The organism is Burkholderia sp. E168m22 (assembly GCF_001319805.1).
GTDB lineage: Bacteria > Pseudomonadota > Gammaproteobacteria > Burkholderiales > Burkholderiaceae > Burkholderia > Burkholderia orbicola.
In genome coordinates this window covers 19,597-44,359 of record NZ_BBSK01000086.1, presented here as the reverse complement: position 1 = coordinate 44,359, position 24,763 = coordinate 19,597, and the positions used below count along the sequence as shown (strand labels likewise).

Sequence of the window (24,763 nt, the reverse complement as noted above, 5' to 3'; positions counted from 1 at the left end):
CCTGCGTGCATCGTCCGCCCCCTGCATCGACGCGTCCCTGCCCCTGTTGCCCGCCTCATGAGTTCGTCCGCCCTGCCCACCCGCCTGCGCGTGCTGCTCGTCACCGACACCGACAAGCCGATCGGCGAACTCGGCGACGCGCTCGCGCGCCTCGGCTACGAGATGCTGAACGACGTCGCGACGCCCGCGCGCCTGCCGGCGGCCGTCGAGGAGCAACGCCCCGACGTCGTGATCATCGATACCGATTCGCCGTCGCGCGACACGCTCGAACAGCTCGCCGTCATGCATGCGACCGCCCCGCGCCCCGTGCTGATGTTCAGCCACGACGCCGACCAGGAACTGATCCGAGCGGCGGTCGGCGCGGGTGTCAGTGCGTATCTCGTCGAAGGGTTGTCGGCCGAGCGTCTCGCGCCGATTCTCGAAGTCGCGCTCGCGCGCTTCTCGCACGACGATGCGCTGCGCCGCCGGCTGGCCGACGTCGAGCGCGAACTCGCGGAACGCAAGCTGATCGACCGTGCGAAACGCGTGCTGATGGACCAGCGCAAGCTCTCCGAACACGATGCGTATGCGGCGCTGCGCAAGCGCGCGATGGATCAGGGCCTGCGCATCGTCGACGTCGCGCGACAATTGCTCGACGCGTCACCCCAGCCATGAGTGCCATGCATACCTCTCCTCCCGCCGCGCCGGAACGCGCGCATCTTCGCCTCGGGTTCGTCGCGCTCAGCGACGCGGCCCCGCTGATCGTCGCGCAGCGCCTGAACCTCGGCGCGCGTCATGGCCTCACGCTCGAATTGAGTCGCCAGCCGTCGTGGGCGGCCGTGCGCGACAAGCTGCTCAGCGGCGAGCTCGATGCCGCGCACGCGCTGTACGGGCTCGTCTGCGGGCTGCAGCTCGGCATCGGCGGCCCGCAGGCCGACATGGCCGCGCTGATGGTGCTGAACCGTAACGGCCAGGCGATCACGCTGTCGCGCGGCCTCGCCGACGCGTACCGCGAAACCGCCAACGTGCGCGCCGCGTTCGCGACGCTCGGCCGCAAGCCGCTGCTCGCGCAGACCTTTCCGACCGGCACGCACGCGATGTGGCTGAACGCGTGGCTCGCGTCGCACGACGTCGATCCGCTGCGCGACGTGCGCAGCGTCGTGATCCCGCCGCCCGAAATGGTCGCCGCGCTCGCGGGCGGCGAGCTCGACGGCTTCTGCGCGGGCGAGCCGTGGCACGCGGTGGCCGAAGCGTGCGGCGCCGGCCGCACCGTCGCCGTCACGAGCGAGGTCTGGCCCGATCATCCGGAGAAGGTGCTCGCGACGCGGCGCGATTTCGTCGCGCTGTATCCGGCCACCGCGCGTGCGCTGGTCCGCACGCTCGTCGATGCGTGCGCGTGGCTCGACAGCCCCGCGCACCGTCGCGAGGCGGCCGACTGGCTCGCGTCGCCCGACGCGCTCGGCGTGCCGGCCCGGCTGATCGCGCCGCGCCTGCTCGGCGACTACGGCGCGGGGCCGTTCGCCACGCCGCCGCTGCCGATCCGCTTTCACGACGGCGGCGCGGTGAACCGGCCCGATCCGCGCGAGGGCCTGTGGTTCCTGTCGCAATACCGGCGCTGGGGCATGCTCGACGGCTCGCACGACGACGCGGGCATCGCCGCGGCGATCGCGCAGACCGCGTTGTATGATGCTGCGGTCGCCGAAGGCGGCGCAGCGGGCCCGTCGCAGGCGTAGGGCGTAGCCGTAGGCGCACCGCGCAGTGCAGCCGGTGCGCGTCGGGGTCACGCCGAGCCGGCGGCCTTGCCGCTGCCCGCCTGTGCCGCCCATGCCGCTCGCACGGCACCGCCTTGCCACTCCGTCCCCGCTCCGAATCGATGCCGAAACGAACGCGCGCGCCGCTCGACGTGCTGCTCACCGAAATCCGCGCGTGCCGTGCATGCGAAGCAGACCTGCCGCTCGGCCCGCGCCCGGTCGTGCGCGCGCATCGCGACGCACGCATCCTGATCGTCGGGCAAGCGCCGGGCGCACGCGTCCATGCCAGCGGCATCCCGTGGGACGACGCGAGCGGCAAGCGGCTGCGCGGCTGGCTCGGCGTCGACGCCGACACCTTCTACGACGAGACGCGCTTCGCGATCGTGCCGATGGGCTTCTGCTACCCGGGCCGCGGCGCGAGCGGCGACAACCCGCCGCGCCCCGAATGCGCGCCACTGTGGATGGACCGGCTGCTGGCCGAACTGCCGTCGGTCCGGCTCACGCTGCTGATCGGCCAGTACGCGCAGCGGCATTTCCTGCGCGGCGCGCGCAAGGCGACGCTGACCGACACCGTGCAGGCTTGGCGCGACTACGGCCCCGCGATCCTGCCGCTGCCGCATCCGTCGCCGCGCAACCAGGCATGGTTCAAGCACCATCCGTGGTTCGACGCCGAGGTCGTGCCCGAGCTGCGGCGCCGGATCGCATCGCTCGCGGCAGGCTGACCGGGGACGCGGGGCCGCGCCCGTCCCCGTCGCGCCCGGTTCGCTGTACCATCGCGGCTCAACCGCGTCACGAACAACACGATCCTTCATGCCCTCCACCGCCCCGCCGCGCCTGTACGGGATGCCCGAACGCAGCGACCGGCTCGACTTCTACATCCGCGACCAGGCGTCGCGCCAGGCAATCACCGAGCCGCACCGGCACGCGTATTTCCAGATCCAGTTCAACCTCGGCGGCGACACCGAGCAGCGCATCGGCGGCGTCACGCGGCCGTTTCCGCGCGGCGCGCTCGCGTTCGTGCTGCCGCACCGCGAGCACCTGATTCCGCATCCGGAAGGCGCACACTTCATCGTGATCAACTTCAGCCAGGCGTTCCTGCGCGCCGATCTCGACGTCGATCCACTCGATCTCGAGGACGTGCCCGCACACCGTTTCCCCGAGCTGACGCCGTTCCGCTTCCAGGAGCACCTCGATTTCATCCTGACCGGCGATACGTACGACGAAGCGCGCCGCCTCGCGCTGTGCATGCTCGACGTCGATCGCGTGCGCACGTTCGGCTCGACCACGCTGCTGCGCGGCTACCTGCTGCAGTTGATCGGGCTCGTCTGCACGCAGTACGCGGGCGCGCTCGACAAGCTCGCGCAGCGCGGCGCCCAGCGTGCCGGCCGGCGCGACGCGCTGGCCCGCGTGCTGCGCCACGTGCGGGCGAACCTGACCCGCGAGGACCTGACGCTCGCCGCGACCGCCGAAGCCGCGTTTCTGTCGCCGAACTACCTTGCGCACCTGGTGCGCAAGGAAACCGGCAGCACCTTCACCGATCTCGTCACCGAGCGGCGGATCGCGCTCGCGCAGTCGCTGCTGGCCCACACCAGCCGGCGCATCGCGGACATCGCCCGCTCGGTCGGCTTCCGCGACGAAGGGTATTTCGCGCGGCGCTTCCGCGCGCGGGTCGGCGTGTCGCCGAAGGCGTACCGCGACGCGAACGCCGCATTGCCCGCCGCCGACGACACGCAAGCGGCCGCCGACGCGTAGTTTTGTCCCGGTAAAACGCAGTTGCGTCGCATCCCGGCGCACGCGCGTCGGGTATCGTTGCACGCATGCCGGCCGGTGCGCCGGCCATCCGTCTTCCTACCGAACGAGGCCCATCCGATGTCCGCCTATGTCATCGACGCCGCCGAGCGTCCTTCCGTCGAAGTCGAACAGTCGTCCGCGCGCTTTCCGGTGCGCCGCGTATTCTGCGTCGGCCGCAACTACGCCGACCACGCCCGCGAAATGGGCGCCGACCCCGACCGCGAACCGCCGTTCTTCTTCACGAAGCCGGCCGACGCGATCGTCCCGGCCAGCGGCACGGTCGCCTATCCGCCGCTGACGAACGATCTCCATCATGAAATCGAGCTGGTCGTCGCGATCGGCAAGGACGGCCGGTCGATCGACCCGGCCGACGCGCTGTCGCACGTGTGGGGCTACGGCGTCGGCGTCGACCTCACGCGCCGCGACCTGCAAGCCGAAGCGAAGAAGCTGAGCCGGCCGTGGGACTGGGCGAAGGGTTTCGACGCGTCGGGCCCCGTGACCGCGCTGCGCCCCGCGACGGCCACCGGCCATCCGGCCGCCGGCCGCATCTGGCTCGCGGTCAACGGCGACACGCGCCAGCAAGGCGACCTCGCCGACATGATCTGGCCCGTGCCCGACGTCATCGCGTACGTGTCGCGCTCGGTCGAGCTGAAGGCCGGCGACCTGATCTTCACCGGCACGCCGGCCGGCGTCGGCGCGCTGCAGCCGGGCGACCGCGTGACGGGCGGCGTCGACGGCGTCGCGACGTTCGAATTCGTGGTCGGCGCGAAGCCGTAACATGCCATGCAGGGCGGCCGCGTGCCCGGGCCGCCCAGGCGATACCGCGTTGCCGGTCAGTCGTAGCGGCGCAGGAAGGCCTCGGCGACGGCTGGCGGATTCAGCGCTTTCGCCGACGCGTTTTCCAGCGCCTCAGCCGCGTCGTCGTCGCTGATCGACACGAACAGCGTGATGGCCGCCCGGTCGTCGCCCGTGCCGAACACGCCGTCGCGATCGAGCAGCCGCAACGCCTCGATCATGTCGGTATGCAGTTGCCGGGAAAATTCCGCGAATCGCGACCGGACGAACTGCGGGCTCAGCACCTCGTCGGCCAGCCGGCCGCAGATCGCGTTGAACGGCGAGGCCTCGGCCGCCGCGTACGCCCACTCGGCCACGCCCCACACGAACCACGGATCGTCGTCCGCCACCGCCTGTTGCGCGCGGACCCGGCGCAGCCCTTCGACCGAATTGGCGGCCGGCACCACCGTCATCGCGCCGCTGTCGGTGTACAACGCGAACGCATAGAAATGTTCGTCCGGGTGCAGCGCCCGCAGCGCCCTGAAGGTCGCCCTCGCGGCATCGGCAATATCCCGCTGGAAATCAGAAAAGTCGCTCATCGCATCCTCGTCCAGTCGCCCTGCGCGCTCGTCGGGGCACGCGGCGCGCGAATCGTGCGTCGTGTCCCGGCATGCGGCGGATTGTCCGTCATTCCGCCGCGCGCCGGTACCGGGGCGCACCCGCGCTCACCGTCCGGCGTCCCGGCCGTCGAACGCCCGCACGCACCCGGCGGCCGCCAGTGCGATCGCCGCCGACAGCAGCATCATCGCGAGCGGCAGGTAGCCTGCGTTGCGCGGGGTCAGCAGCGCGCCCGTCAGCGACGACAGCGCGGCGCCGCCGCCGATCGTCATCGCGCCGGCCAGCCCCGATGCGCTGCCAGCCAGTTCCGGGCGTACGGACACCGCGCCCGCATGGGCGCCGGGATTGCTCAGCCCGTTGCCGATGCCGACCAGCACGCACGGCCCGAACCACGCGAGCGCATGGGTCACGCCGCCGAACAGCAGCGCAAGCCCGATCAATGGCCCCGCACACGCGACGAGCCGCCCGCACAGGATCGTCGTGGCCAGCGCATGGCGGCGCGCGACCCGCGCGGCCAGAAAGCTGCCGCAGACGAAACCGGCCGTGATCGTCCCCATGTAGAAGCCGATCTCCGCGGGCGGGATGCCGAACAGCGTTGTCGCGGCGAGCGGCGCACCGGCCAGGAACGCATAGAACGCGCCCGTCGAGAACGCCATGCACAGCGCATAGGCCCAGAAACGGCGCGCACGCAGCAGCGCCGGATACGCGCGAAGCTGCTGCCCGAAGCTCGACGGCCGGCGCGTATGGGTTTCGGCGAGATCGCGCACGCACCAGGCAAACAGCGCGGTGCCGACTACGGCCAGCAGCCAGAAGCTCGCGCGCCAGCCGACCGTCTGGTCGAGCGCACCGCCGAGTGTCGGGCCGAGCATCGGCGCGAACGCGGCCGCCATCGCCGCGTAGCCGATCCGGCTCGCCGCGCGCGCGCCGCCGTCGGTATCGCGGATCGCCGCCATCGACACCGGATAGACCGACGTGATCGCCGCCTGCATCAGCCGGCAGCCGAGAAACACGTGGATATCGGTCGCCATCGCACAACCGAGCGAACCGAGCGCGAACAGCGCGACGCTCGTCAGCACGATCGGCCGCCGCCCGAACCGGTCGGACAGCGGCCCCGTCACGCATTCGAGCGACGCGGCCACCGCCGCATAGCCGCCGAGCGACAGCGCGACGAGCGCATAGTCGGTATGCAGGTCGCGCACGATCGCCGGCAGCGACGGCAGGAACAGGCTCAACGGCAGCACCGACAACGCGCACAGCACGATCAGCGTGGCGTGCCGGGGCGACGCCGGGTCGGAAGTAGTCGACAGGTTCGATCGCAAGCGGATGCCCTCCCGCGCACGGGCCTCTCGGCCGTGCGCAACAAAAAAAAGCCCCCGAACGAGTCGGGGGCGCATGGGTGCCGGCGCGGTGCCGCTACCGGACCCTGCGCCTGTGGACGACTACGATGAAGCAAGTGGTTTTCATGTCGAATGGCTCTGCCGAATGGCTCCTGAATACGTGGCGGACCGCTCGCGGTACCCGACGATGTTAGGCGGACGACAGCCGCCGCGTCAACGCGCTACCGCGTGCGCACCGACACGAACTTCCGCGCGTTGTTGCGCTGGATCAGCACGGCGATCACGTTGCCGCCGCTCGCTTCGAGCATCGGCACGTCGTCCGGCGTCTCGAGCAGCGTGTCGTTGAGTTCCAGCACGACGTCGCCCGGCTGGATGCCGGCGCGCGCGGCGGGGCCATGTACCGCGTCCACCATCATCCCGACCGCGAGCCCCGTCGAGCGGCGCTCGTTGTCGCTCAGCGCGTGCATCGTCAGGCCGAGGCGATCGCCGCGGTCACCGCCACCTGTGTCGCCGGGCTCTCCGGCGGCCGGCCCCGGCCGTCCAGCGGCCTTCGGCGCGGCCATGCCGACCGTCGCGGGCGCGCCGCCGCCCGCGTCGTCGGCGCCGGTGATCGTCAGCGTTACCGGCGCACGGTTGCGGATCACGCGCAGCGGCGCCTTGCTGCCGGGCGGCAGCGCGGCGGCAAGGTCGTTCAGTTCGGCCGAACGGCCGATCGCCTTGCCGCCCATCTTCACGATCACGTCGCCGGGCTTCAGGCCGGCCGCGGCGGCCGGCGAGCCGGGCGCGACGCCGTTGACGAGCGCGCCTGCCGGACGCGGCAGCCCGAACGCCGCGGCCAGACCGACGCCTACGTCCTGCACGTCGACGCCGAACGCATTGCCCGACGGCGCGTCCGGCGCGGGCGCCTGAGCCTGCTGCGCCTGCATCTGCGCCTGCTGTTGCGCGCGCAACTGGGCACGCACCTTGGCCGCGAATGCGATCGGGATGGCGAACGTCGTGCTCGCGTAGCGGTCGGCGCCCGGATAGACCTGCACCGCGATGCCGATCACGTCGCCCGCGCGATTGAACACGGGGCCGCCGGAGTTGTCCGGGTTCGGTGCGATGTCGGTCTCGAAGAACGGGAATGCGCTGCCGTCCGGCAACCGGCGCGACGTCGCGCTGACGATGCCGGCCGTGACCGTGTTGCCCGATCCGTCCGGCGCGCCGATCGTCATCACCGGTTCGCCCGCGCGGACTTTCGACGAATCGCCGATGCGCACGAACGGCAGCTTCGTCGCGTCGACGCGCAGCACGGCGACATCGCTTTGCGGATCGACGGCCAGCACCGTCGCCTTGAATTCGCGGCGGTCGGTGAGCCGCACCGTCACGTCGGTCGCCTCGTCGACCACATGGGCGGACGTGAGGATCAGGCCATCGGCGCTGACGATGAAGCCCGAACCGCTGCCGGACACCGCACGCGGCGCCGCCGTATCGGGCGCCGGCGCCTGCGGCCCCTGCGCGGGCACCGGCGCGCCGTGCCGGAAGAACGCGGCGAGCGGATCGTCGGGATCGAGCGCGGCAAAGGCCGGCCCGCCGGTTTGCGGATCGGGCGTGGCGGCCAGGATGGTCACGACCGCCGGGCCGTAGCGTTCGACGATCGCCGGGAAGTCGACCGGCATCGCGTAAGGCGCGGCGGGTGGCCGCGCCTTCATCGCCGGCGGTGCAGCGTGCGGCGCGAGGGTGCCGGCGACGGCGGCGGGCAGCGGCAAACATCCGGCAAACACGCCCCCGATCAACGCGGTGCGAAGCACGGCGCGAGCAAGCGTCTGGCAAACCACGGTGCCACCTCCCCCGGCAGCCGCGACGCCACCCTGCGCGAGACGCGCAGGCGCCCGACAAGCACCGGTACACCCCACCATTTATAGCCCACGCGCAGGTTGGAACATACGAATCGAAACCCGTATGCCGGGACGCGTCGTGACGGCGGAACCGCGAGGGCATTCGTTTCGAACAAAGTGCGCGGTTCGTCAATCCGAATATCCACCACGCATCGGTGCGCGCGTCACCGGCATCGTTGCGATCTGCGATCGCGGCCGATCATTGGCCTGTCGCGCATTACCGACCGCGAAACCATCCCGTCACGCATCCCCCGCGCCCACCCGCTCCGCGATCGCCGACACCATCCGCAACATCGGCTCGAACGCATCGGCCGACGTATTGCCGAAACCAAGCACGAGCCCGTTGCCGGCCCGCGCCGCATCGATCGCGAAACCCGACAGCGGAAACGGCCCGATGCCATGCGCGCGCGCCGCTTCGACGATCGCGCGATCGCGATACCGCGCCGGCAACCGCAGCGCGAGATGCAGCCCGCACGGGCCGCCCTCGACCTGGTGCGGCACGCTCAGGCTGCGCTCGAGCGCGGCGAGCAGCAACCGCCGCCGGTCGCGATACAGCCGGCGCATCCGCCCGAGATGCCGGCCGTACTCGCCCGTCTCGATGAAGTCGGCGAGCGCGAGCTGCACGTGGCGCGTCCCGCCGCGCAGCATCTCCGGTAGCGCCGGCCGCACGGCAGCCAGCAACGCGTCGGGCAGCACGAGAAAACCGATCCGCAGCGCCGGAAACATCGTCTTGCTGAACGAGCCGAGATAGACGACCGGCGAATCGGGCGCCAGCCCGTGCATCGCGCCGATCGGCTCGCCGGTGTGACGGAATTCGCTGTCGTAGTCGTCCTCGATGATCCACGCGCGATGGCGGCGCGCCGCGTCGATCAGCGCGAGCCGACGCGAGATCGACAGCACGGCGCCGGTCGGGAACTGGTTCGACGGCGTCGTGTAGACGAGGCGCGGCGTCCGCTCGCGCCAGTCGTCCGGTTCCGCGCGCAGCCCTTCGACGTCGACCGGCATCGGCACGACGTCGAGGTCGGCCGCCTGCATCGCGGTGCGCGCGCCGCGATAGCCGGGCTCCTCGACCCACACCGTATCGCCCGGATTCGTCAGCAGTTGCGCGCACAGTGCGATCGCCCCTTGTGCGCCTTCGGTGATCACGATCTGCTCGGGATCGCAGCGCACGCCGCGCGTGACGGCCAGGTGGCGCGCGATCGATTCGCGCAACGCGCGCTCGCCGAGCGGATCGCCGTACGCCAGCAGCTCGCGGCCGGCGCGACGCAACGCGCGGTCGATCGCATGCCGCCACGCATCCACCGGGAAATGCGACAGCGCCGGCACGCCCGGACGAAAGCCCTCCGATTCGCCGGTGCCGACGAGGCTCGGGCGAATCCGGCCGAGCCGCTGCGCGACGGCCGGCGGCGCGGCACGCCGGCGCGGCGGCGTGGGCCGCGACAGCCCGACGACCCGCGTGCCGCGACGATCCGATTGCAGGAAGCCTTCGGCGACGAGCTGCTCGTACACGGCGGCCGTCGTATTGCGCGACACGCCGAGCGTTTCGGCCAGCGCGCGCGTGCCGGGCAGCCGCGTGCCGGCCGGCATCGCGCCGCCGAGAATCGCGTCGCGCACACGGCGCAGCAACTGGCGCTGGAGCGACGGTGCGCCGGGCGTGCGCGCCAGCGGCGCATCGAGCGGCAGCAACGGTGCGTCGCCGGCAGGAAAGGCAGTCGTCATCGGAACATCGCAGCGTGAAAAGATCGGAACGTGACGCCCGGGCGAGCGTCGCACGGTGACCGGCGCGCGGCTGGCGGCCCGAGATCGTGGCACCATAAATTTACCGCTCGCTGGCGCTTCTCATGGTACCTCGGCGGGACTACGATCGTCTGCATGCCGGCATGTCGCCGGCCGCCAACCGAAGCGAGATCGACCTTGCCCACGCTCACCAACGCTTTCCAGCAGCCCATCGGCCACCCCGTTCCCGACTGGTCCGCGCGTCCGCGCCCGGAGCGCATCGTGCTCGAAGGCCGCTACTGCCGGCTCGAGCCGCTCGACGCCGAACGCCACGCCGCCGATCTGTATGCCGCCTACGCACAGGCGCCCGACGGCAGCGACTGGACCTATCTCGCACACGGCCCGTACGCCGACGAATCCGGCTACCGCGACTACGCGCGCGGCGCGCAGGCGAGCACCGATCCGCTGCACTACACGGTGATCGACCGCGCCACGGGCCGCGCGGTCGGCACGCTCGCGCTGATGCGCATCGATCCGGCCAACGGCGTGATCGAGGTCGGCTCGGTCACGTTCTCGCCGCTGCTCAAGCGCACGCCGGTGTCGACCGAAGCGCAGTTCCTGCTGATGAAGTACGCGTTCGACACGCTCGGCTACCGGCGCTACGAATGGAAGTGCGACGACCTGAACGCGCCGTCGCGCAAGGCGGCTGCCCGCCTCGGCTTCCGCTACGAAGGCACGTTCCGGCAGGCGATCATCTACCGCGGCCGCAATCGCGACACCGCGTGGTTCTCGATCGTCGACGGCGAATGGCCGGATGTGCGTGCCGCGTTCGAAGCATGGCTCGCACCGGAGAACTTCGACGCGCAAGGCAACCAACGCCAGTCGCTCGCCGCGATCCGCCACGCGCAGGCCAGCGCGCGCGATGCCGCCGGCCGCGCGAACGACGCCACGCGCGTCACGGTGCGCCCGCTGGTCGCCGCCGACGAAGCCGCGTGGCGTCCGCTGTGGCAGGGTTACCAGAAGTTCTATGACACCGCGCTGAGCGACGCGGTGTTCGCGACGACCTGGGCGCGCCTGATGGACCCGGCCGAGCCGATGTTCGTGCTCGGCGCGTTCGACGCGTCGGGCGCACTGGTCGGGATCGTCCATGCGATCTACCACCGTTCGTGCTGGACCGAAGGGCCGTACTGCTACTTGCAGGATCTGTACACGGCGCCCGACGCGCGCGGGCAAGGCGCGGGCGGCGCACTGATCGAGGCCGTGTACGAACGGGCGCGCGAAGCCGGCGCGAGCCGCGTGTACTGGCTCACGCACGAGACCAACACGACCGCGCGGGCGCTGTACGACAAGCTCGCGAACAATGCCGGTTTCATCCAGTACCGGCACGATCTGAAGAAGTAACGTCGCGCCGCCGCCAGCCGACGTTCAGCCACGAACATCGGCCGGATGGCGTGCGTCGCCGTCCTCCGGCGTGGCGTCGCACGCCGCACCGTCCATCCCCGGCAGCGCTGCCGGGCGGATCATCTCGTCGCCATTGGCCGGCACGGGCCGCCGCACCGGCCGGAACACCGGCTCGCCCGGCTCGATCGGCTGCCCGGAAAGCGCGCAGCGGCCGGGCTGCAACGCGACGCGCAGCCGCCAGCGCTGCTCGCCGTAATGACACCGGCCGCTCTCGACCCAGCGCACCAGCAGTGCGTCGTCGCCCGCCTCCAGCACCGTGACGAACAGTTGCGGACGCAACGGCGATGCCGCGGCCGTCGCGTGCTCCGGAATCGGCGCACGGCCGATCGTCACGAGCGGATGCGCGACCACGCCGCCGCGCGACGGCATCGCGTCGTCTTCGTCGAACGCGGACGCGTCGCACGACAGGTCTTCTTCGCAGATCGGGCTTTCCATGGTGTTGAGCATGCTTGACGAATTTCCGTGCAGGTTGAACGACGCCGGCGCGTTCAGCGCCGGCCCATCGGTTCGCGCAGCAGGGACAGGCCGATCGCCGCGCCGACGGCGGCGGCCGCGAGCATCAGCCCGATGCCGCCCGACCAGCCGAATGCACCGACGATCACGCCGATCGTCAGCGGCCCGATCACCTGGCCGAGATAGTTGCCCTGCACGACCCAGCCGATGCTGAGCGGCGCCAGCGACGGCGACGGGGCGGAGCCCGGCGCGCACGCGAGAATGGTCGCGGGCAGCATCCCGGCCATCGCCGAAAACGCGAACCCGAGCGCGACCGCGAGCGGCGCGGGTGTCGCGGCGCTGAAGAGGCCCGCGCCCGCCGCGCCGATCGCGACCGACGTCGCCGCCATCACGATCCCCGGTCGCGCCCCGCGCGACAGCAGCCAGCCGGCCGTCAGGTTGCCGATCACGCACGCGGCGACGATCGCCGCGCTGATCAGCCCCGCCGCGCCGACCGCGACGCTGAGGCGCTGCATCAGGAACACCGGCAGGAACGTCATCACCGCGAAGAACTGCACGTTGTAGGTCGCGAAGCCCAGTGCGAGGAGCGTGGTCGAGCGCGACGCGAGCACGGCGCGCAGCGCGGGGCCGATGCGCGTCGTCGCCTGCCGCGACGGCGCGTCGGCCGACGTCGTGACCGGCACCGCGGCCGCCGCGACGAGCGTCAGCGCCGCGGCCGCGAGCCAGCCGTTGCGCCAGCCGCCGAGCAGCGGCCCGACCAGCATCGACAGCGCCATGCCGGCCGGCATGAAGGTGCTCCACAGGCCGAACGCGAAATTGCGCCGTTCGGGCGGCGTCACGCGGTTCAGCACGGCCGGCGCAGCGACCACCACGATCACGAACCCGAGGCCTTCCGCGAAGCGCGTGGCCAGCAACAGCGCGAAGCTGCCGGCCCAGGCGCCGGCCACGCTCGACAGGCCGAGGATGACGAGGCCCGTCACCAGCAGCCGCCGGTCGCCCCAGCGCCGCACCAGCAGGCCGGCGGCGATCCCGCCGAACACGCCGACGAACGGAAACACCGACATGATCCCGCTCAGCGACGCGAACGAGCCGCCGAACTCGTGCTGGAGCGACGGCAAGCCGATCGTCGCCTTGCCGACGTGCAGCGCCGACACTATGCTCGCCAGCACGACGTTCGCGACGGCGGCCCGGTAGCTGCGCGCCGGCAGCGTGGCGGCATCGGCCGCGACAGGCGATTCGGTCATCTTCACCTCCGTTGAAGCGGCGGCGTGCAACGGGATGTCTCACGCGGCCGCAATCGGACTGGCGCACATGATACAAATTGAAGTTAACTTCAAGTAAAGGGGCAGCGCGCGCAACGATCCGTTTCGGCGACGGTGACAATGGCCGTCGCGACACGCGACGGCATCCTGGTCTAAGCTGTCCGCTTCGTCCGACAACGCCGCGCCCCTCCTTATGTCGACCGCCTCCCCTGCACCGGCCACGCTGTTCCCGCTCGACGAAGCCTGGACGGATTTCCCCCGCCGCAAGGCGGCCGTGCGCACCTTCATCGCCGGATACTGCGCCGCGCGCGACCGGCGCGACGCGCCGCTGCACGACGGCCCGGACGGCCATGTCGTACAGTTCGACGGCGCGATGGGCCGGCCTTTCGAGCATTTCACGATCGAGGGGGCGCCCGTGTCCGCCGCCGGCCCGTTTGCGGTTGGCGCTTGGATCACGCGCTACGGCGCGGCGCCGCTGCCGCCCGCGCTGCACGGCCGGACGCGCCGGCTGACCGACGAGCATTTCATGGCCGCGGATATCGACGGGCTGTCCGGTGACGACGCGCTCGCGCTCTCGCTGGCCTGCGACACGCCTGACGCGATCGACGCGTTCAACGCCAGCGGCGCCTTCCCGCCGTTCCAGCGGAATCCGGCCGCGTTCCTGTTCGCGCACCGGCTCGACGGGCAGATCGCGGCCACCGCGCGCTACGGCTTCGCGTCGCCGCGCGATATCGTCGTCGACCGCGTCGGAACGGCGGATGCCTACCGGCGTCGCGGCCTTGCGACGCAACTGCTCGCCGCGATCGTCGCGCACGCGCGGCACCGCGGCGCGCGCCGCGTATGGCTCATCTCGACCGAAGCCGGCCAGCCGCTGTACCGTGCCGCCGGATTCACATCGCTCGCCGCGGTTGCCGTGGACGAAGTGCTCGCCTGAACGCGGATCGAGCAACGCCCCCCGTTGCGGTTCGTCTCGCGATTCGTCTCATTGCGCTGAGACGAACGTCCCGGCGTCTCACTCGCCTCGCTGTTTCGCTGTCGCAGCAAATTCGGCGCCCCATTCGTTCCGAACCCCCTCCGGTCGGCAGAAAGTGACATGGTGCAACGCACGCCACGCGCACCGTCGACCGCCACGCACCACCGCACTTCGCGCTGGCCCCGTTCCTGCATACCGTCGATCGCGCAATCGCGCGACGGGCGCACCGGCAGCATTGCCGCGCGCCCGACGACAACCTGACGGAGACAGCAACGTGAGTACACCGGCACCGAACATCGCATCCAGCATGAAGGCCGCCGTCTGGCATGGCCGCCACGACATCCGCGTCGAAGAGGTTCCCGTTCCGGAGCGCCCGCCCGCCGGCTGGGTCACGATCCGCGTGCACTGGTGCGGCATCTGCGGCTCCGACCTGCACGAATACGTCGCCGGGCCGGTGTTCATCCCGGTCGACGCGCCGCATCCGCTGACCGGCCTGAAGGGCCAGTGCATCCTCGGCCACGAGTTCAGCGGCGAGATCGCCGAGCTCGGCGCGGGCGTGTCGGGTTACGCGGTCGGCGACCGCGTGACGGCCGACGCGTGCCAGCATTGCGGCACCTGCTGGTATTGCCGGCACGGGCTGTACAACATCTGCGAGAACCTCGCGTTCACCGGGCTGATGAACAACGGTGCGTTTGCCGAATACGTGAACGTGCCGGCCGAACTGCTGTACAAGCTGCCGGACAATTTCCCGACCGAGGCCGGCGCGCTGATCGAACCGCTCGCGGTCGGGCTGCACGCGGTGAAGAAGGCCGGCAACATCGTCGGGCAGACCGTCGTCGTGGTCGGCGCGGGCACGATCGGCCTGTGCACGATCATGTGCGCGAAGGCGGCGGGCGCCGGGCGCGTGATCGCGTTGGAGATGTCGGCCGCGCGCAAGCAGAAGGCGCTGGAGGTGGGCGCGAGCGTCGTCATCGATCCGAAGACGTCCGACGCGATCGCCGAAGTCAGGGCGCTGACCGGGGGCTACGGCGCCGACGTGTCGTTCGAATGCATCGGGCACACGGCCACCGCGAAGCTCGCGATCGACGTGATCCGCAAGGCCGGCAAGGCGGTGATGGTCGGCATCTTCGAGGAACCGGCGCCGTTCAACTTCTTCGACATCGTGTCGACCGAGAAGGAAGTGATCGGCTCGCTCGCGTACAACGGCGAATTCGCGGACGTGATCCGCTTCATCGCCGACGGCCGCATCGACGTGCAGCCGCTCATCACCGGGCGCATCGCGCTCGGCGACATCGTCGCGCACGGCTTCGAGGAGCTGGTCAACCACAAGGACCGCAACGTGAAGATCATCGTCCAGCCGGCCGTCGCCTGACCGCCCGCGCGCGGCCGCGGCTTCGATTCACGCCGCGCCGCGCAGGCTCGCGCACCGCAAACGCAACCGCAAACGCATTCCGATCGGCGCCTTGCCGCGACGCGACGACGCGATCGTGCAGCGCGCCCCGGCCCAGCAGCGGTCGCGTGCGCCGATCCCTCTGGCGGACCATGCACTCGCATACCGGCTACAGCCGATGCCGTCGCGGCAGGCGACACCGCAACCCCGCACGATTCTTCGATATACTGAATCGAACCCTTTTCGGGACAACCGGGGGCAACCACGCGTTGCGTACGTTCGCCCCGACCTGCGTGGAATGGCGCATCGTGAAACCGCGAGCCGGACTGATTCTCGAACTCTTCGTCAACCTCGTGCTGCCCTGGGTGGCCTATCGGGTCGCGCATCCGTATTTCGGCGAAACCGGCGCGCTGTACGCGTCGGCGGTTCCGCCGATCATCTGGTCGATCGTCGAATTCATCCGCTCGCGCCGCGTCGACGCGGTAGCGGCCATCGTGCTGCTCGGCATCACGCTGTCGATCGTCGGCATGGCGTTCGGCGGCAGTCCGCGCACGCTGCTGATGCGCGAATCGATCGGCTCGGGCACGATCGGCATCGTGTTCCTGCTGTCGCTGTTCCGCGAACGCCCGCTGATCTACTATCTGGCCCGCGCGACCGTGGCCCGCGAGATGGACGGCGGCGCCGCGCACTTCGAAGCCGTCTGGGACGCGCAACCGGGCCTGCGGCAGATGCTGCGGCTGATGACGTTCGTGTGGGGCGCCATCATGACGGTCGAGATGCTGCTGCGCTGGTGGATGGTCGTCAACTGGCCGGTCGAACGCGTGCTGGTCGTGTCGCCGGTCATGGGCTACACGGTATTTGCCTGCCTGCTGCTGTGGACGTTCTGGTACCGGCGGCGGATGCGCGTGCGCAACAGCGTCGACATTCCGGGCCGCGGCGGCGTCACCGAAACCGCCGGCCGCTGACGCGCGGCGCGCCGGCTGTCCGGCGGCGGGTCACGGCGCCTGCTGTATGATGCGCGGCGTCTCGTCCGCCCATCCGTTTTCCGTCATGTCCCTTTCGCTCCTTCCGTGTGCCACGATCTGGCTCGCCCTGTTCGCGGCCGCCGCCTGCGCGTGGCATCGCCCGCTGCACGGCCTGAGCATCGGCCTCGCCGCGCTCGGCTACGGGGGCGCGCTGGCGTTCGGCCAGCTTGCGCCGATCACGCTGGCGCCGCTCGCACTGCTGATCGCGGCCGGCTGGGGCGTGCTGCCCGAGCGCCCGCTCGCGGTGCGCATCATCGCGCACCTCGTCTTTGCCGCGCTCGCGATCGCGCTGAGCCTGCATCTGATTCCCGGCTTCCACAATCCGCGCGTGATCGGGCCGATCCGCTTCACGCCGGACGCCGTGCCGTTCACGATGTACCTGAATTTCGACAAGCCGCTCGTCGGCCTGTGGCTGTTGTGGGCACTGCCGTGGGTTGCGCCGGACGTCGCGCTGTCGCGCGCGCTGCGCACCGGTGCGGTGGCGGCCGTCGCAACGGCTATTGCGTGCCTGGCCGGCGCGCTCGCGTTCGGGATGGTCGGCTGGGCCCCCAAATGGCCGCCGTCGGGCTGGTTGTGGCTCGCGAACAACCTGTTGCTGGTGACGCTCGCCGAGGAAGCGCTGTTCCGCGGCTACGTGCAAGGCGGGCTGACCCGCGCGTTCCGCGCCTGCTCATGGGGCCCGTGGTTCGCGCTCGCGGCCGGCGCGCTGCTGTTCGGCGCCGCGCACGCAGCGGGCGGCTGGCCATGGATTGTGCTCGGCACGGTGGCCGGCGTCGGCTACGGCCTCGCGTGGCGGCGCGGCGGCCTGCTCGCTGCCGCGCTCGCGCATGCGGGGCTGAACGTCGTCCACTTCGGCCTGTTCACCTATCCGATGCTCGCCGCCGCGCGCTGATCGCGGCGACGGCGCCTGTGTCGCCCGCGCTGCCGCTCAGTTGAACCCGGCCACCGCGTGCGGCACGTACGGGCGTTCGAGCGTGGCGATTTCGTCGTCGGTCAGCTTCAGCGCGAGCGCGCCGAGCGCGTCGTCCAGTTGCTGCGGCTTCGAAATGCCGACGATCGGTGCGGTCACGCCGCGCTTTTGCGCGACCCACGCCAGCGCGACCTGCGCCCGCGGCACGTTGCGCGCGGCGGCGATCGCCGCGACGGCCTCGACGACCGCCTTGTCGGCATCGGCCGTCGCGTCGTACAGCCGCTGGCCGACGTCGTCCTTCTGCTGCCGTTCCGACGTTTCGTCCCAGTTGCGCGTCAGGCGCCCGCGTGCAAGCGGGCTCCACGGGATCACCGCGATGCCTTCGTCCTCGCACAGCGGCAGCATTTCGCGCTCCTCTTCGCGATACAGCAGGTTCAGGTGGTTCTGCATGCTGACGAAGCGGGTCCAGCCGTTCTGCTTCGACGTGTGCAGCGCCTTCGCGAACTGCCACGCGAACATCGACGATGCGCCGATATAGCGCGCCTTGCCGGCCTTCACGACGTCGTGCAGCGCCTCGAGCGTCTCCTCGATCGGCGTGCCGTAGTCCCAGCGGTGAATCTGGTAGAGATCGACGTAGTCGGTGCCGAGCCGCTTCAGGCTCTGGTCGACGTCGGTCATGATCGCCTTGCGCGACAGGCCCGCGCCGTTCGGCCCCGGCCGCATCCGGTAGAACACCTTGGTCGCGATCACGACGTCGTCGCGTTTCGCGAAATCGCGCAGCGCGCGGCCGACGATCTCCTCCGACGTACCGTCCGAATACATGTTCGCCGTATCGAAGAAGTTGATGCCGGCCTCGACCGCCCGCTGGATGATCGGGCGGCTTTCCGCTTCCGGCAGCGTCCACGGATGCGTGCCGCGCGACGGCTCGCCGAACGTCATGCAGCCCAGCACCAGCTTCGACACGTCCAGCCCGGTCGACCCGAATTTCACGTATTCCATTGCTCGCCTCGCCACTCAAGTTGGGGTTGCGGCCGGATGCACGCGGCATCCGCCAGACGTCGCATGGTATCCCGCACGCCGCGAACGCGTATGAGCGCGCGCCGCGTGCAGGCTGCGTGAAAGGTTGAACCTCGAAGGATGAACCGGGCGCCCCGGTTACTTGGCCTGGTCGGCGAGCGGCTGCAGGAACGCGGAGAAGCCGGTCAGCATGATCTGCACGCCGATGCACAGCAGCAGGAACGCCGACACGCGCTTCGCGACCTTGGTCCCCTCGCTGCCGAGGTAGCGTGCGAGCAGCGCGGAGCGGCTGTAGACCTGCCAGATCACGAGCGCGACGAGCACGGACACGGCGATCGACACGATGCTCGACAGCATGAATTCCGACAGCTTGTGCGTGCGGTTCGCGTTCAGCGCGATCGCGGTCGCGATCGAGCCGGGGCCGACCGTCAGCGGCACGGTCAACGGGAAGAACGCGCGCGTCATGATCGCGTTCGCGTCGATCGGCTTGACCGGCGTATCGCCGCCGCCCGGCCCGTCGGGCTCGTTCAGCATCTGCCAGCCGGCCACGGCGACCGCGAAGCCGCCGCCGATCCGCAGCGCTTCCATCGAGATCCCGAAGAAATGCAGCACCGGCGTGCCGGCGAAGAACGCGACCATCAGCACGACGAACGCATTGAACGCGACCTTCCTCGCGAGCAGATCCCGCTCGTGCGCGGTGAGCGTCTCGGTCCGTTCGAGAAACAGGAACGCGATGCCGATCGGATTGATGATGCCGATCAGGCCGGTAAAGCCGAACAGGATCTCGGAGACAAGGCGGTTGACGATCATCGTGCGAAGCATCGGTCGGAACGGGGCCGGCAGCGCCGGGGGTCACGCATTGTAGTGCAAGCGCTCGCGCCCGAGACGCAAAATGCCGCCGGCCCGGCTTCGCCGTCGATCGTCGTGGAGGTTCGTCGTGCAGCCTTATCCGGCGCCCGCCTCCCACGCCGGCGGCCGCTTCGCGAAGAAGGCCGCGAAGCCCTCCTTCGCTTCCGGCGTCGCCCGCACGCGGGAGATCGTCTGCGCGGTGAACGCCGCGCGTTCGTCCGACGGCGGGTACTCGCCGATCGCGTCGAAAAAGCGCTTGATCTCCATCAGCGCGTGCGGGCCGTTGCGGCCCAACTCCGCGAGCGTGCGCTCGAGCGTGTCGTCGAGCGCATCGAGCGGCACGGCCTGATGGATCAGGCCGATCGCGACGGCTTCGGCGGCCGCGAGCTGCGTCGCGGTCAGCGCGAGCCGGCGCGCCTGGCGCTGGCCGACCGCCTCGACCAGATACGGGCCGATCACGGCCGGCAGGATGCCGAAGCGCGCCTCGCTGACCGAAAAGCGCGCGTGGTCGCTCGCAATCACGATGTCGCACGCCGCGCACAGGCCCACACCGCCGCCGAACGCGTGACCCTGCACGCGCGCGACCGTCGGTTTCGGGCACTGCCGGATCGCGCGCATCATCGCGGCGAACCGCTCGGCGTCGCGCAGGTTCGCGGCCGCATCGTTCGCGCTCGCGCGCTGCATCCACTGCAGGTCGGCGCCCGCGCAAAAGGCGCGGCCATCCGAACGCAGCACGATCGCGCGCACGTCGTCGCGTCGGCCGAGCGCCGTGAAGGCGTCGGTGAGTTCCGCGATCATCGTCTCGTCGAACGCGTTCAGCACGTCGCCGCGCTGCAGCGCGACGGTCGCGATGCCGCGTGCATCGACCGTGACGGCCAGGGTCTTCAATCCATCCATCGAACCATTTCCTCGGGTAGAACGGCACATATCGAAATCACGCCGCCTGGCGGCGATCGATCACGCGGCGCGCCTTGCCGGTCGCGGTCGCCGGGATACCGCCGGCTGCCAGCACCGTCACGCCGGACGACACGCCGACCATCGTCTTGATCCGGTGTTGCAGCTCGCGCGCGAGTGCCGCGCGATCGCCGTCGCTCACCGACGCCGCCGCCTCGGAACGCAACTCGACCGCGAGGTCGAGCCGGTCCATGTGACCGTCGCGCGACAGCGTGATCTGGAACTGGCCCGACAACTGCGGCAGCGCGACGACGATCTCCTCGATCTGGCTCGGGAACACGTTCACGCCGCGCACGATCAGCATGTCGTCGGAGCGGCCCGTGATCTTCGCGAGCCGGCGCATCGCGCGCGCGGTCGGCGGCAGCAGCGCGGTGAGGTCGCGCGTGCGGTAGCGGATCACCGGCATCGCCTCCTTCGTCAACGACGTGAACACGAGCTCGCCCTGGCTGCCGTCGGGCAGCACTTCACCGGTGACGGGGTCGATGATCTCCGGGTAGAAATGGTCTTCCCAGATCACCGGGCCGTCCTTCGTCTCGACGCATTCGCACGCGACGCCCGGGCCCATCACTTCCGACAGCCCGTAGATGTCGAGCGCGTCGATGCCCACGCGCGTCTCCACTTCGTCGCGCAGCGCCTGCGTCCACGGCTCGGCGCCGAAGATGCCGATCTTCAGCGACGATTCGGCCGGGTCCATTCCCTGCCGCACCATCTCGTCGATCAGGTTCAGCATGTACGACGGCGTGACGAGGATGATCTTCGGCTCGAAATCGCGAATCAGCTGCACCTGCTTCTCGGTCTGCCCGCCCGACATCGGCACGACCATGCAGCCGAGCCGCTCCGCGCCGTAGTGAATCCCGAGACCGCCGGTGAAGAGACCATAGCCGAACGCGTTGTGCAGCGTATCGCCCGGGCGGCCGCCGGCCGCGCGGATCGAGCGCGCGGTCACGTTCGCCCACGTGTCGATGTCGCGCGCGGTGTAGCCGACCACGGTCGGCTTGCCGGTCGTGCCGCTCGATGCATGCACGCGCACGACCTGTTCGCGCGGCACCGCGAAGAGGCCGAACGGATAGTTGTCGCGCAGGTCGGTCTTGGTCGAGAACGGGAATTTCGCGAGATCGGCGAGCGACTTCAGGTCGTCCGGATGCACGCCCGCCGCATCGAACGTGCGCCGATAGTGCGGGACGTTGTCGTATGCGTGGCGCAGCGACCATTTGAGGCGTTCGAGCTGCAGCGCCTGCAGTTCGTCGCGGCTGGCGGTCTCGATCGGCTCGAGGGCGGCGGCGGGATGCGTCGGGTGAGTCATCGGGGTGCTCCTCCAGTGGAGTGGTCGTTGTCGTGTTCGAAGTGACGGCGCGGGCGGCTACGACCGGAACGTGCGGCCGGCCGCGTGCAGCGCGGCGACGCGCGGCGACACGCGATAGCGGTCCTCGCCGTAGCTCGCCGCCAGGTTCGACAGCACGCGATGCACGCGGCCGATCCCGATCGCATCGGCCCACGCGAGCGGGCCGCACGGATAGTTCACGCCCTTCTCCATCGCGAGATCGAGATCGGCCGGCGAGCACACGCCCTGGTTGACCGTGTCGGCCGCCTCGTTCGCGAGCATCGCGACGGTGCGCATCGCGACCATTCCCGGCACGTCCGCGATGCCGACCACGCGAAAGCCCGCCTGCTGGAACAGGCCGACCGCGTCCGCATACGCGGCGTCGTTGCACTGGAGCGCACGCGTCAGCGCGACGAGCCCGGCCTGCGCGTAATCGCGCGCCAGGTCGACGAGCACGAGGTCGGCCACGCCCGTTTGGGCGGCGCGCGCGGTCGCGGTGCGGCCATCGGTCAGCGCGATCGACGCGCGGCCGGCCACGGCGAGCAGTTCGTCCGCATGCGCGCCGTTGCGCCGCGCGCCTTCGATCCGTTCGGCCAGGCGCGTGTGCAGCGCGGCGGCCGGGCCTTCCTGCGCAAACAGCACGACGTCGGCCGGCGCGGCGCGCGGCGGCTCGAGATCGGGCGCGGGCGGCGTCGCGCCGTCCGCATACGAATAGAAGCCGCGCCCGGACTTGCGCCCGAGGAAGCCCGCGTTCACGAGTTCCTGCTGGATCAGCGACGGCGTGTAGCGCGGGTCGTTGAAGTACGCGCGGAACACCGACTCGGTCACCGCGAAATTCACGTCGTGGCCGATCAGGTCCATCAGCTCGAACGGCCCCATCCGGAAGCCGCCAGCTTCGCGCATCACCGCGTCGATCGTGGCCGGCGTGCCGCCCTGCTCGTTCAGTACGCGTAGCGCCTCCGCGTAATACGGCCGTGCGACGCGGTTCACGATGAAGCCCGGCGTCGATTTCGCCATCACCGGTTGCTTGCCCCACGCGGCGGCGGTCGCATGCAGCATCCCGGCGACCTCGGGCGCGGTCGCGAGCCCGCTGACCACCTCGACGAGCGCCATCAGCGGCGCCGGATTGAAGAAATGCAGGCCGGCGACGCGCTGCGGCACGCGCAGCCCGGCCGCGATCGACGTGATCGAGATCGACGACGTGTTGGTCGCCAGCACGCACGCGTCGTCGACATGACGTTCGAGGGTCGCGAAGATCTCGCGCTTCACGTCGAGCCGTTCGGCCGCCGCTTCGACGATCAGCGCGGCGCCCGCGAAATCGGCCAGCGCGCGCACCGCGCGGAGCCGGTTGCCGGCTGCGTCGGCCTGCGCCGGTTCGAGCCGGCCCTTCTCCGCCAGCCGCGCGAACTGCGCGCGGATGCCGGCCAGCGCCTTGTCGCAGGCTGCTTCGTTCAGGTCGTACAGCAGCACCGCATGGCCGGCCGCCGCCGCGACCTGCGCAATGCCCGCGCCCATCGCGCCGGCGCCGATCACGCCGACGACGGCCGACGGCGCGAGCGCGCCCGAGTTCACCGAATGTGCAGAGGAAACAGCCATCGCTTGCGATCCGTCATGAAGGGGAAGTGCGAGCGATTATAAACCGACCGGTCGGTAGATTTATGTCAGGGCGAGCCCGAATGTGTCGGGCAAGAGAGCGTTACGGAAACTGCAAAGACAAAAAAATCGAAAGACCGGGGCACTTTTTGTAAACAGAAAGGTCAACGTAAGCGTTCGAATATGAGATAGTGACCCCCGATCGCCTGATAAAATTCGACAAATTGCCGGATTCCAGGGGGAAACGCGTGTCGCGCCGTCACCGCTGTCCATCGCTCCCTTTCGGGGTCGAGTCAAGCTTCCGGCCCGCGCGTTGCCACGTGTGCTCGTCCCGCCGTCCGCGGGCAGCCGCATCGAACCGTTTCATTCCGCGACGGGCTTCGACCCGCCCGCGCCCCTCGCCGCCTCGCGGCAGCGAACCCAGGGCAGCACCGTTGCGTGCCGCCCCCCTCGGTTTCATCGTCCTCGTTCGGCGGATAGTACGGCCGGGCTTCGTCAACCCGTGACGGCGCGTCGCGCGCCGCCACTCGCATCAGGAAACCCTCCATGCCGCTCTCGTCCAACCAGCTCCCGCGCTGGACCCTCTGGGCCCCGCTTGCCGCCTGGCTGGTACTCGCGCTGTCGCGCGTCGTGCCGGCCGAAGGCCTCGTCATCGCGGTGTTCGCCGCCGCGCTCGCCGGCGCCGTGTTCGCCGCCGTCCACCATGCGGAAGTCGTCGCGCACCGTGTCGGCGAACCGTTCGGCACGCTCGTGCTCGCGGTCGCCGTGACCGTCATCGAAGTCGCGCTGATCGTATCGGTGATGCTCGGCGCGGGCCCGGAAAAATCGGGCCTCGCCCGCGACACCGTCTACGCCGCCGTGATGATCATCTGCAACGGCATCGTCGGCATCTGCCTGCTGGTCGGCGCATGGAAGCACGGCGAACAGGACTTCCAGGGGCGCGGCGCGAGCAAGGCGCTCGCGGTGCTCGCGTCGCTGTCGGTGCTGTCGCTCGTGATGCCGAACTACCTGAGCGCCGCCCCGGGCCCGTTCTTCTCGAAATCGCAGCTCGCGTTCGCCGGCGTCGCATCGCTCGTGCTGTATGGCGCGTTCGTGTTCGTGCAGACCGTGCGCCACCGCGACTACTTCCTCGCCGCGCACGACACCGCCGACGAAGCGGTGCACGCGGCGGCGCCGAGCAACCGCACCGCGATCACCAGCATGGTGCTGCTGTTCGCGAGCCTGGTCGCGGTCGTGCTGCTCGCGAAGCTGCTGTCGCCGGCCGTCGAGCATGCGGTGCTGAAGCTCGGCGCGCCCGAAGCCGCGGTCGGTATCGTGATCGCCGCGCTCGTGCTGCTGCCGGAAGGGCTCGCGGCCGTCACCGCCGCGCGCGCGAACCGCCTGCAGACCAGCATGAACCTCGCGCTCGGTTCGGCGCTCGCGAGCATCGGGCTCACGATCCCGACCGTCGCGGCCGTGTTCATCTGGGTCGGCCAGCCGCTCACGCTCGGGATCGGCGCAATGGAGACGGTGCTGCTCGCGCTCACGCTGCTGGTCAGCACGCTCACGCTGAGCCAGGGGCGCACGACGGTGCTGCACGGCGTCGTGCACGTCGCGCTGTTCGCCGCCTATCTGTTCCTGTCGTTCACCCACTGACGTCCCGCTGCGCGCGGCCCGCCGGATGCTCTCCGCCGGGCCGCGCGCACGTCTTCAAGTCTCCTCCCTCTGCCTCG

Annotated in this window: 22 protein-coding genes; 11 read left to right on the top strand and 11 right to left on the bottom strand. The window is 70.4% G+C overall.

Features of this window, described 5'->3' with window-relative positions; all coding sequences use genetic code 11:
- The first annotated feature begins 57 nt into the window (after nucleotides 1-57).
- The 5 genes from AP428_RS19695 to AP428_RS19675 all read left to right on the top strand — a co-directional run bounded on the left by AP428_RS19695 (nucleotide 58) and on the right by AP428_RS19675 (nucleotide 4,298).
- Nucleotides 58-654, top strand: a complete 597-nt coding sequence (locus tag AP428_RS19695; protein ID WP_012339886.1) for an ANTAR domain-containing response regulator — start codon at nucleotides 58-60, stop codon at nucleotides 652-654.
- Nucleotides 655-659: 5 nt separating this feature from the next.
- Complete coding sequence (locus AP428_RS19690) at nucleotides 660-1,712, top strand: CmpA/NrtA family ABC transporter substrate-binding protein (protein ID WP_011547601.1); 1,053 nt, start codon at nucleotides 660-662, stop codon at nucleotides 1,710-1,712.
- Nucleotides 1,713-1,852: 140 nt separating this feature from the next.
- Nucleotides 1,853-2,452 (top strand): uracil-DNA glycosylase family protein, encoded by a 600-nt coding sequence (locus AP428_RS19685; protein WP_006478925.1) that lies wholly within the window; start codon nucleotides 1,853-1,855, stop codon nucleotides 2,450-2,452.
- An 88-nt stretch (nucleotides 2,453-2,540) separates the two neighbouring features.
- Nucleotides 2,541-3,482 carry a helix-turn-helix transcriptional regulator gene (locus tag AP428_RS19680; protein ID WP_011547600.1) on the top strand — a complete coding sequence of 314 codons (942 nt, stop codon included), beginning with the start codon at nucleotides 2,541-2,543 and terminating at the stop codon, nucleotides 3,480-3,482.
- Nucleotides 3,483-3,599: 117 nt separating this feature from the next.
- Complete coding sequence (locus AP428_RS19675) at nucleotides 3,600-4,298, top strand: fumarylacetoacetate hydrolase family protein (RefSeq protein ID WP_011547599.1); 699 nt, start codon at nucleotides 3,600-3,602, stop codon at nucleotides 4,296-4,298.
- A 56-nt stretch (nucleotides 4,299-4,354) separates the two neighbouring features.
- Here the strand turns inward: AP428_RS19675 and AP428_RS19670 are convergent, their stop codons facing one another.
- The 4 genes from AP428_RS19670 to AP428_RS19655 all read right to left on the bottom strand — a co-directional run bounded on the left by AP428_RS19670 (nucleotide 4,355) and on the right by AP428_RS19655 (nucleotide 9,846).
- A complete protein-coding gene (locus AP428_RS19670; protein WP_011547598.1) occupies nucleotides 4,355-4,894 on the bottom strand; it encodes a DUF4303 domain-containing protein in 540 nt (179 codons plus the stop codon).
- A gap of 126 nt (nucleotides 4,895-5,020) precedes the next feature.
- A complete protein-coding gene (locus tag AP428_RS19665; RefSeq protein WP_011547597.1) occupies nucleotides 5,021-6,232 on the bottom strand; it encodes a multidrug effflux MFS transporter in 1,212 nt (403 codons plus the stop codon).
- Between the two features lie 239 nt (nucleotides 6,233-6,471).
- Nucleotides 6,472-8,067 carry a trypsin-like peptidase domain-containing protein gene (locus AP428_RS19660; RefSeq protein WP_171984319.1) on the bottom strand — a complete coding sequence of 532 codons (1,596 nt, stop codon included), beginning with the start codon at nucleotides 8,065-8,067 and terminating at the stop codon, nucleotides 6,472-6,474.
- Nucleotides 8,068-8,367: 300 nt separating this feature from the next.
- Nucleotides 8,368-9,846: a PLP-dependent aminotransferase family protein gene (locus tag AP428_RS19655; protein WP_011694762.1), complete on the bottom strand. Its 1,479-nt coding sequence runs from the start codon at nucleotides 9,844-9,846 to the stop codon at nucleotides 8,368-8,370.
- 195 nt (nucleotides 9,847-10,041) lie between these two features.
- Between AP428_RS19655 and AP428_RS19650 the strand changes: the two genes are divergently transcribed.
- Nucleotides 10,042-11,244 (top strand): GNAT family N-acetyltransferase, encoded by a 1,203-nt coding sequence (locus AP428_RS19650; RefSeq protein ID WP_041489387.1) that lies wholly within the window; start codon nucleotides 10,042-10,044, stop codon nucleotides 11,242-11,244.
- Between the two features lie 24 nt (nucleotides 11,245-11,268).
- Here the strand turns inward: AP428_RS19650 and AP428_RS19645 are convergent, their stop codons facing one another.
- Nucleotides 11,269-11,751, bottom strand: a complete 483-nt coding sequence (locus AP428_RS19645) for a DUF3331 domain-containing protein (protein WP_011547593.1) — start codon at nucleotides 11,749-11,751, stop codon at nucleotides 11,269-11,271.
- Between the two features lie 41 nt (nucleotides 11,752-11,792).
- Nucleotides 11,793-13,001 carry a CynX/NimT family MFS transporter gene (locus AP428_RS19640; protein ID WP_041489386.1) on the bottom strand — a complete coding sequence of 403 codons (1,209 nt, stop codon included), beginning with the start codon at nucleotides 12,999-13,001 and terminating at the stop codon, nucleotides 11,793-11,795.
- A 211-nt stretch (nucleotides 13,002-13,212) separates the two neighbouring features.
- On the opposite strand from AP428_RS19640, the gene AP428_RS19635 reads away from it, so the two are divergent.
- The 4 genes from AP428_RS19635 to AP428_RS19620 all read left to right on the top strand — a co-directional run bounded on the left by AP428_RS19635 (nucleotide 13,213) and on the right by AP428_RS19620 (nucleotide 17,299).
- Nucleotides 13,213-13,953 carry a GNAT family N-acetyltransferase gene (locus AP428_RS19635; RefSeq protein ID WP_011547591.1) on the top strand — a complete coding sequence of 247 codons (741 nt, stop codon included), beginning with the start codon at nucleotides 13,213-13,215 and terminating at the stop codon, nucleotides 13,951-13,953.
- Nucleotides 13,954-14,299: 346 nt separating this feature from the next.
- A complete protein-coding gene (locus AP428_RS19630; RefSeq protein WP_011547590.1) occupies nucleotides 14,300-15,364 on the top strand; it encodes a 2,3-butanediol dehydrogenase in 1,065 nt (354 codons plus the stop codon).
- 326 nt (nucleotides 15,365-15,690) lie between these two features.
- The gene (locus AP428_RS19625) at nucleotides 15,691-16,347 is read left to right on the top strand and encodes a VC0807 family protein (RefSeq protein ID WP_011547589.1); all 657 of its coding nucleotides are present in this window, start codon (nucleotides 15,691-15,693) and stop codon (nucleotides 16,345-16,347) included.
- 85 nt (nucleotides 16,348-16,432) lie between these two features.
- Complete coding sequence (locus AP428_RS19620) at nucleotides 16,433-17,299, top strand: type II CAAX prenyl endopeptidase Rce1 family protein (RefSeq protein ID WP_041489478.1); 867 nt, start codon at nucleotides 16,433-16,435, stop codon at nucleotides 17,297-17,299.
- Between the two features lie 36 nt (nucleotides 17,300-17,335).
- On the opposite strand, the gene AP428_RS19615 is transcribed toward AP428_RS19620, so the two are convergent.
- The 5 genes from AP428_RS19615 to AP428_RS19595 form a co-directional block, all read right to left on the bottom strand.
- Nucleotides 17,336-18,316, bottom strand: coding sequence for an aldo/keto reductase (locus AP428_RS19615; RefSeq protein ID WP_011547587.1), 981 nt, complete (start codon nucleotides 18,314-18,316; stop codon nucleotides 17,336-17,338).
- Between the two features lie 156 nt (nucleotides 18,317-18,472).
- Nucleotides 18,473-19,144 carry a MarC family protein gene (locus AP428_RS19610; RefSeq protein ID WP_027806145.1) on the bottom strand — a complete coding sequence of 224 codons (672 nt, stop codon included), beginning with the start codon at nucleotides 19,142-19,144 and terminating at the stop codon, nucleotides 18,473-18,475.
- 135 nt (nucleotides 19,145-19,279) lie between these two features.
- Nucleotides 19,280-20,080 carry an enoyl-CoA hydratase-related protein gene (locus AP428_RS19605; protein ID WP_011547586.1) on the bottom strand — a complete coding sequence of 267 codons (801 nt, stop codon included), beginning with the start codon at nucleotides 20,078-20,080 and terminating at the stop codon, nucleotides 19,280-19,282.
- A 37-nt stretch (nucleotides 20,081-20,117) separates the two neighbouring features.
- The gene (gene paaK, locus AP428_RS19600; RefSeq protein WP_011547585.1) at nucleotides 20,118-21,440 is read right to left on the bottom strand and encodes a phenylacetate--CoA ligase PaaK; all 1,323 of its coding nucleotides are present in this window, start codon (nucleotides 21,438-21,440) and stop codon (nucleotides 20,118-20,120) included.
- 57 nt (nucleotides 21,441-21,497) lie between these two features.
- A complete protein-coding gene (locus AP428_RS19595) occupies nucleotides 21,498-23,054 on the bottom strand; it encodes a 3-hydroxyacyl-CoA dehydrogenase (RefSeq protein ID WP_011547584.1) in 1,557 nt (518 codons plus the stop codon).
- A gap of 543 nt (nucleotides 23,055-23,597) precedes the next feature.
- Here AP428_RS19595 and AP428_RS19590 point away from each other — a divergent pair.
- Nucleotides 23,598-24,686, top strand: coding sequence for a calcium:proton antiporter (locus AP428_RS19590; protein ID WP_011547583.1), 1,089 nt, complete (start codon nucleotides 23,598-23,600; stop codon nucleotides 24,684-24,686).
- Nucleotides 24,687-24,763: the final 77 nt, after the last annotated feature.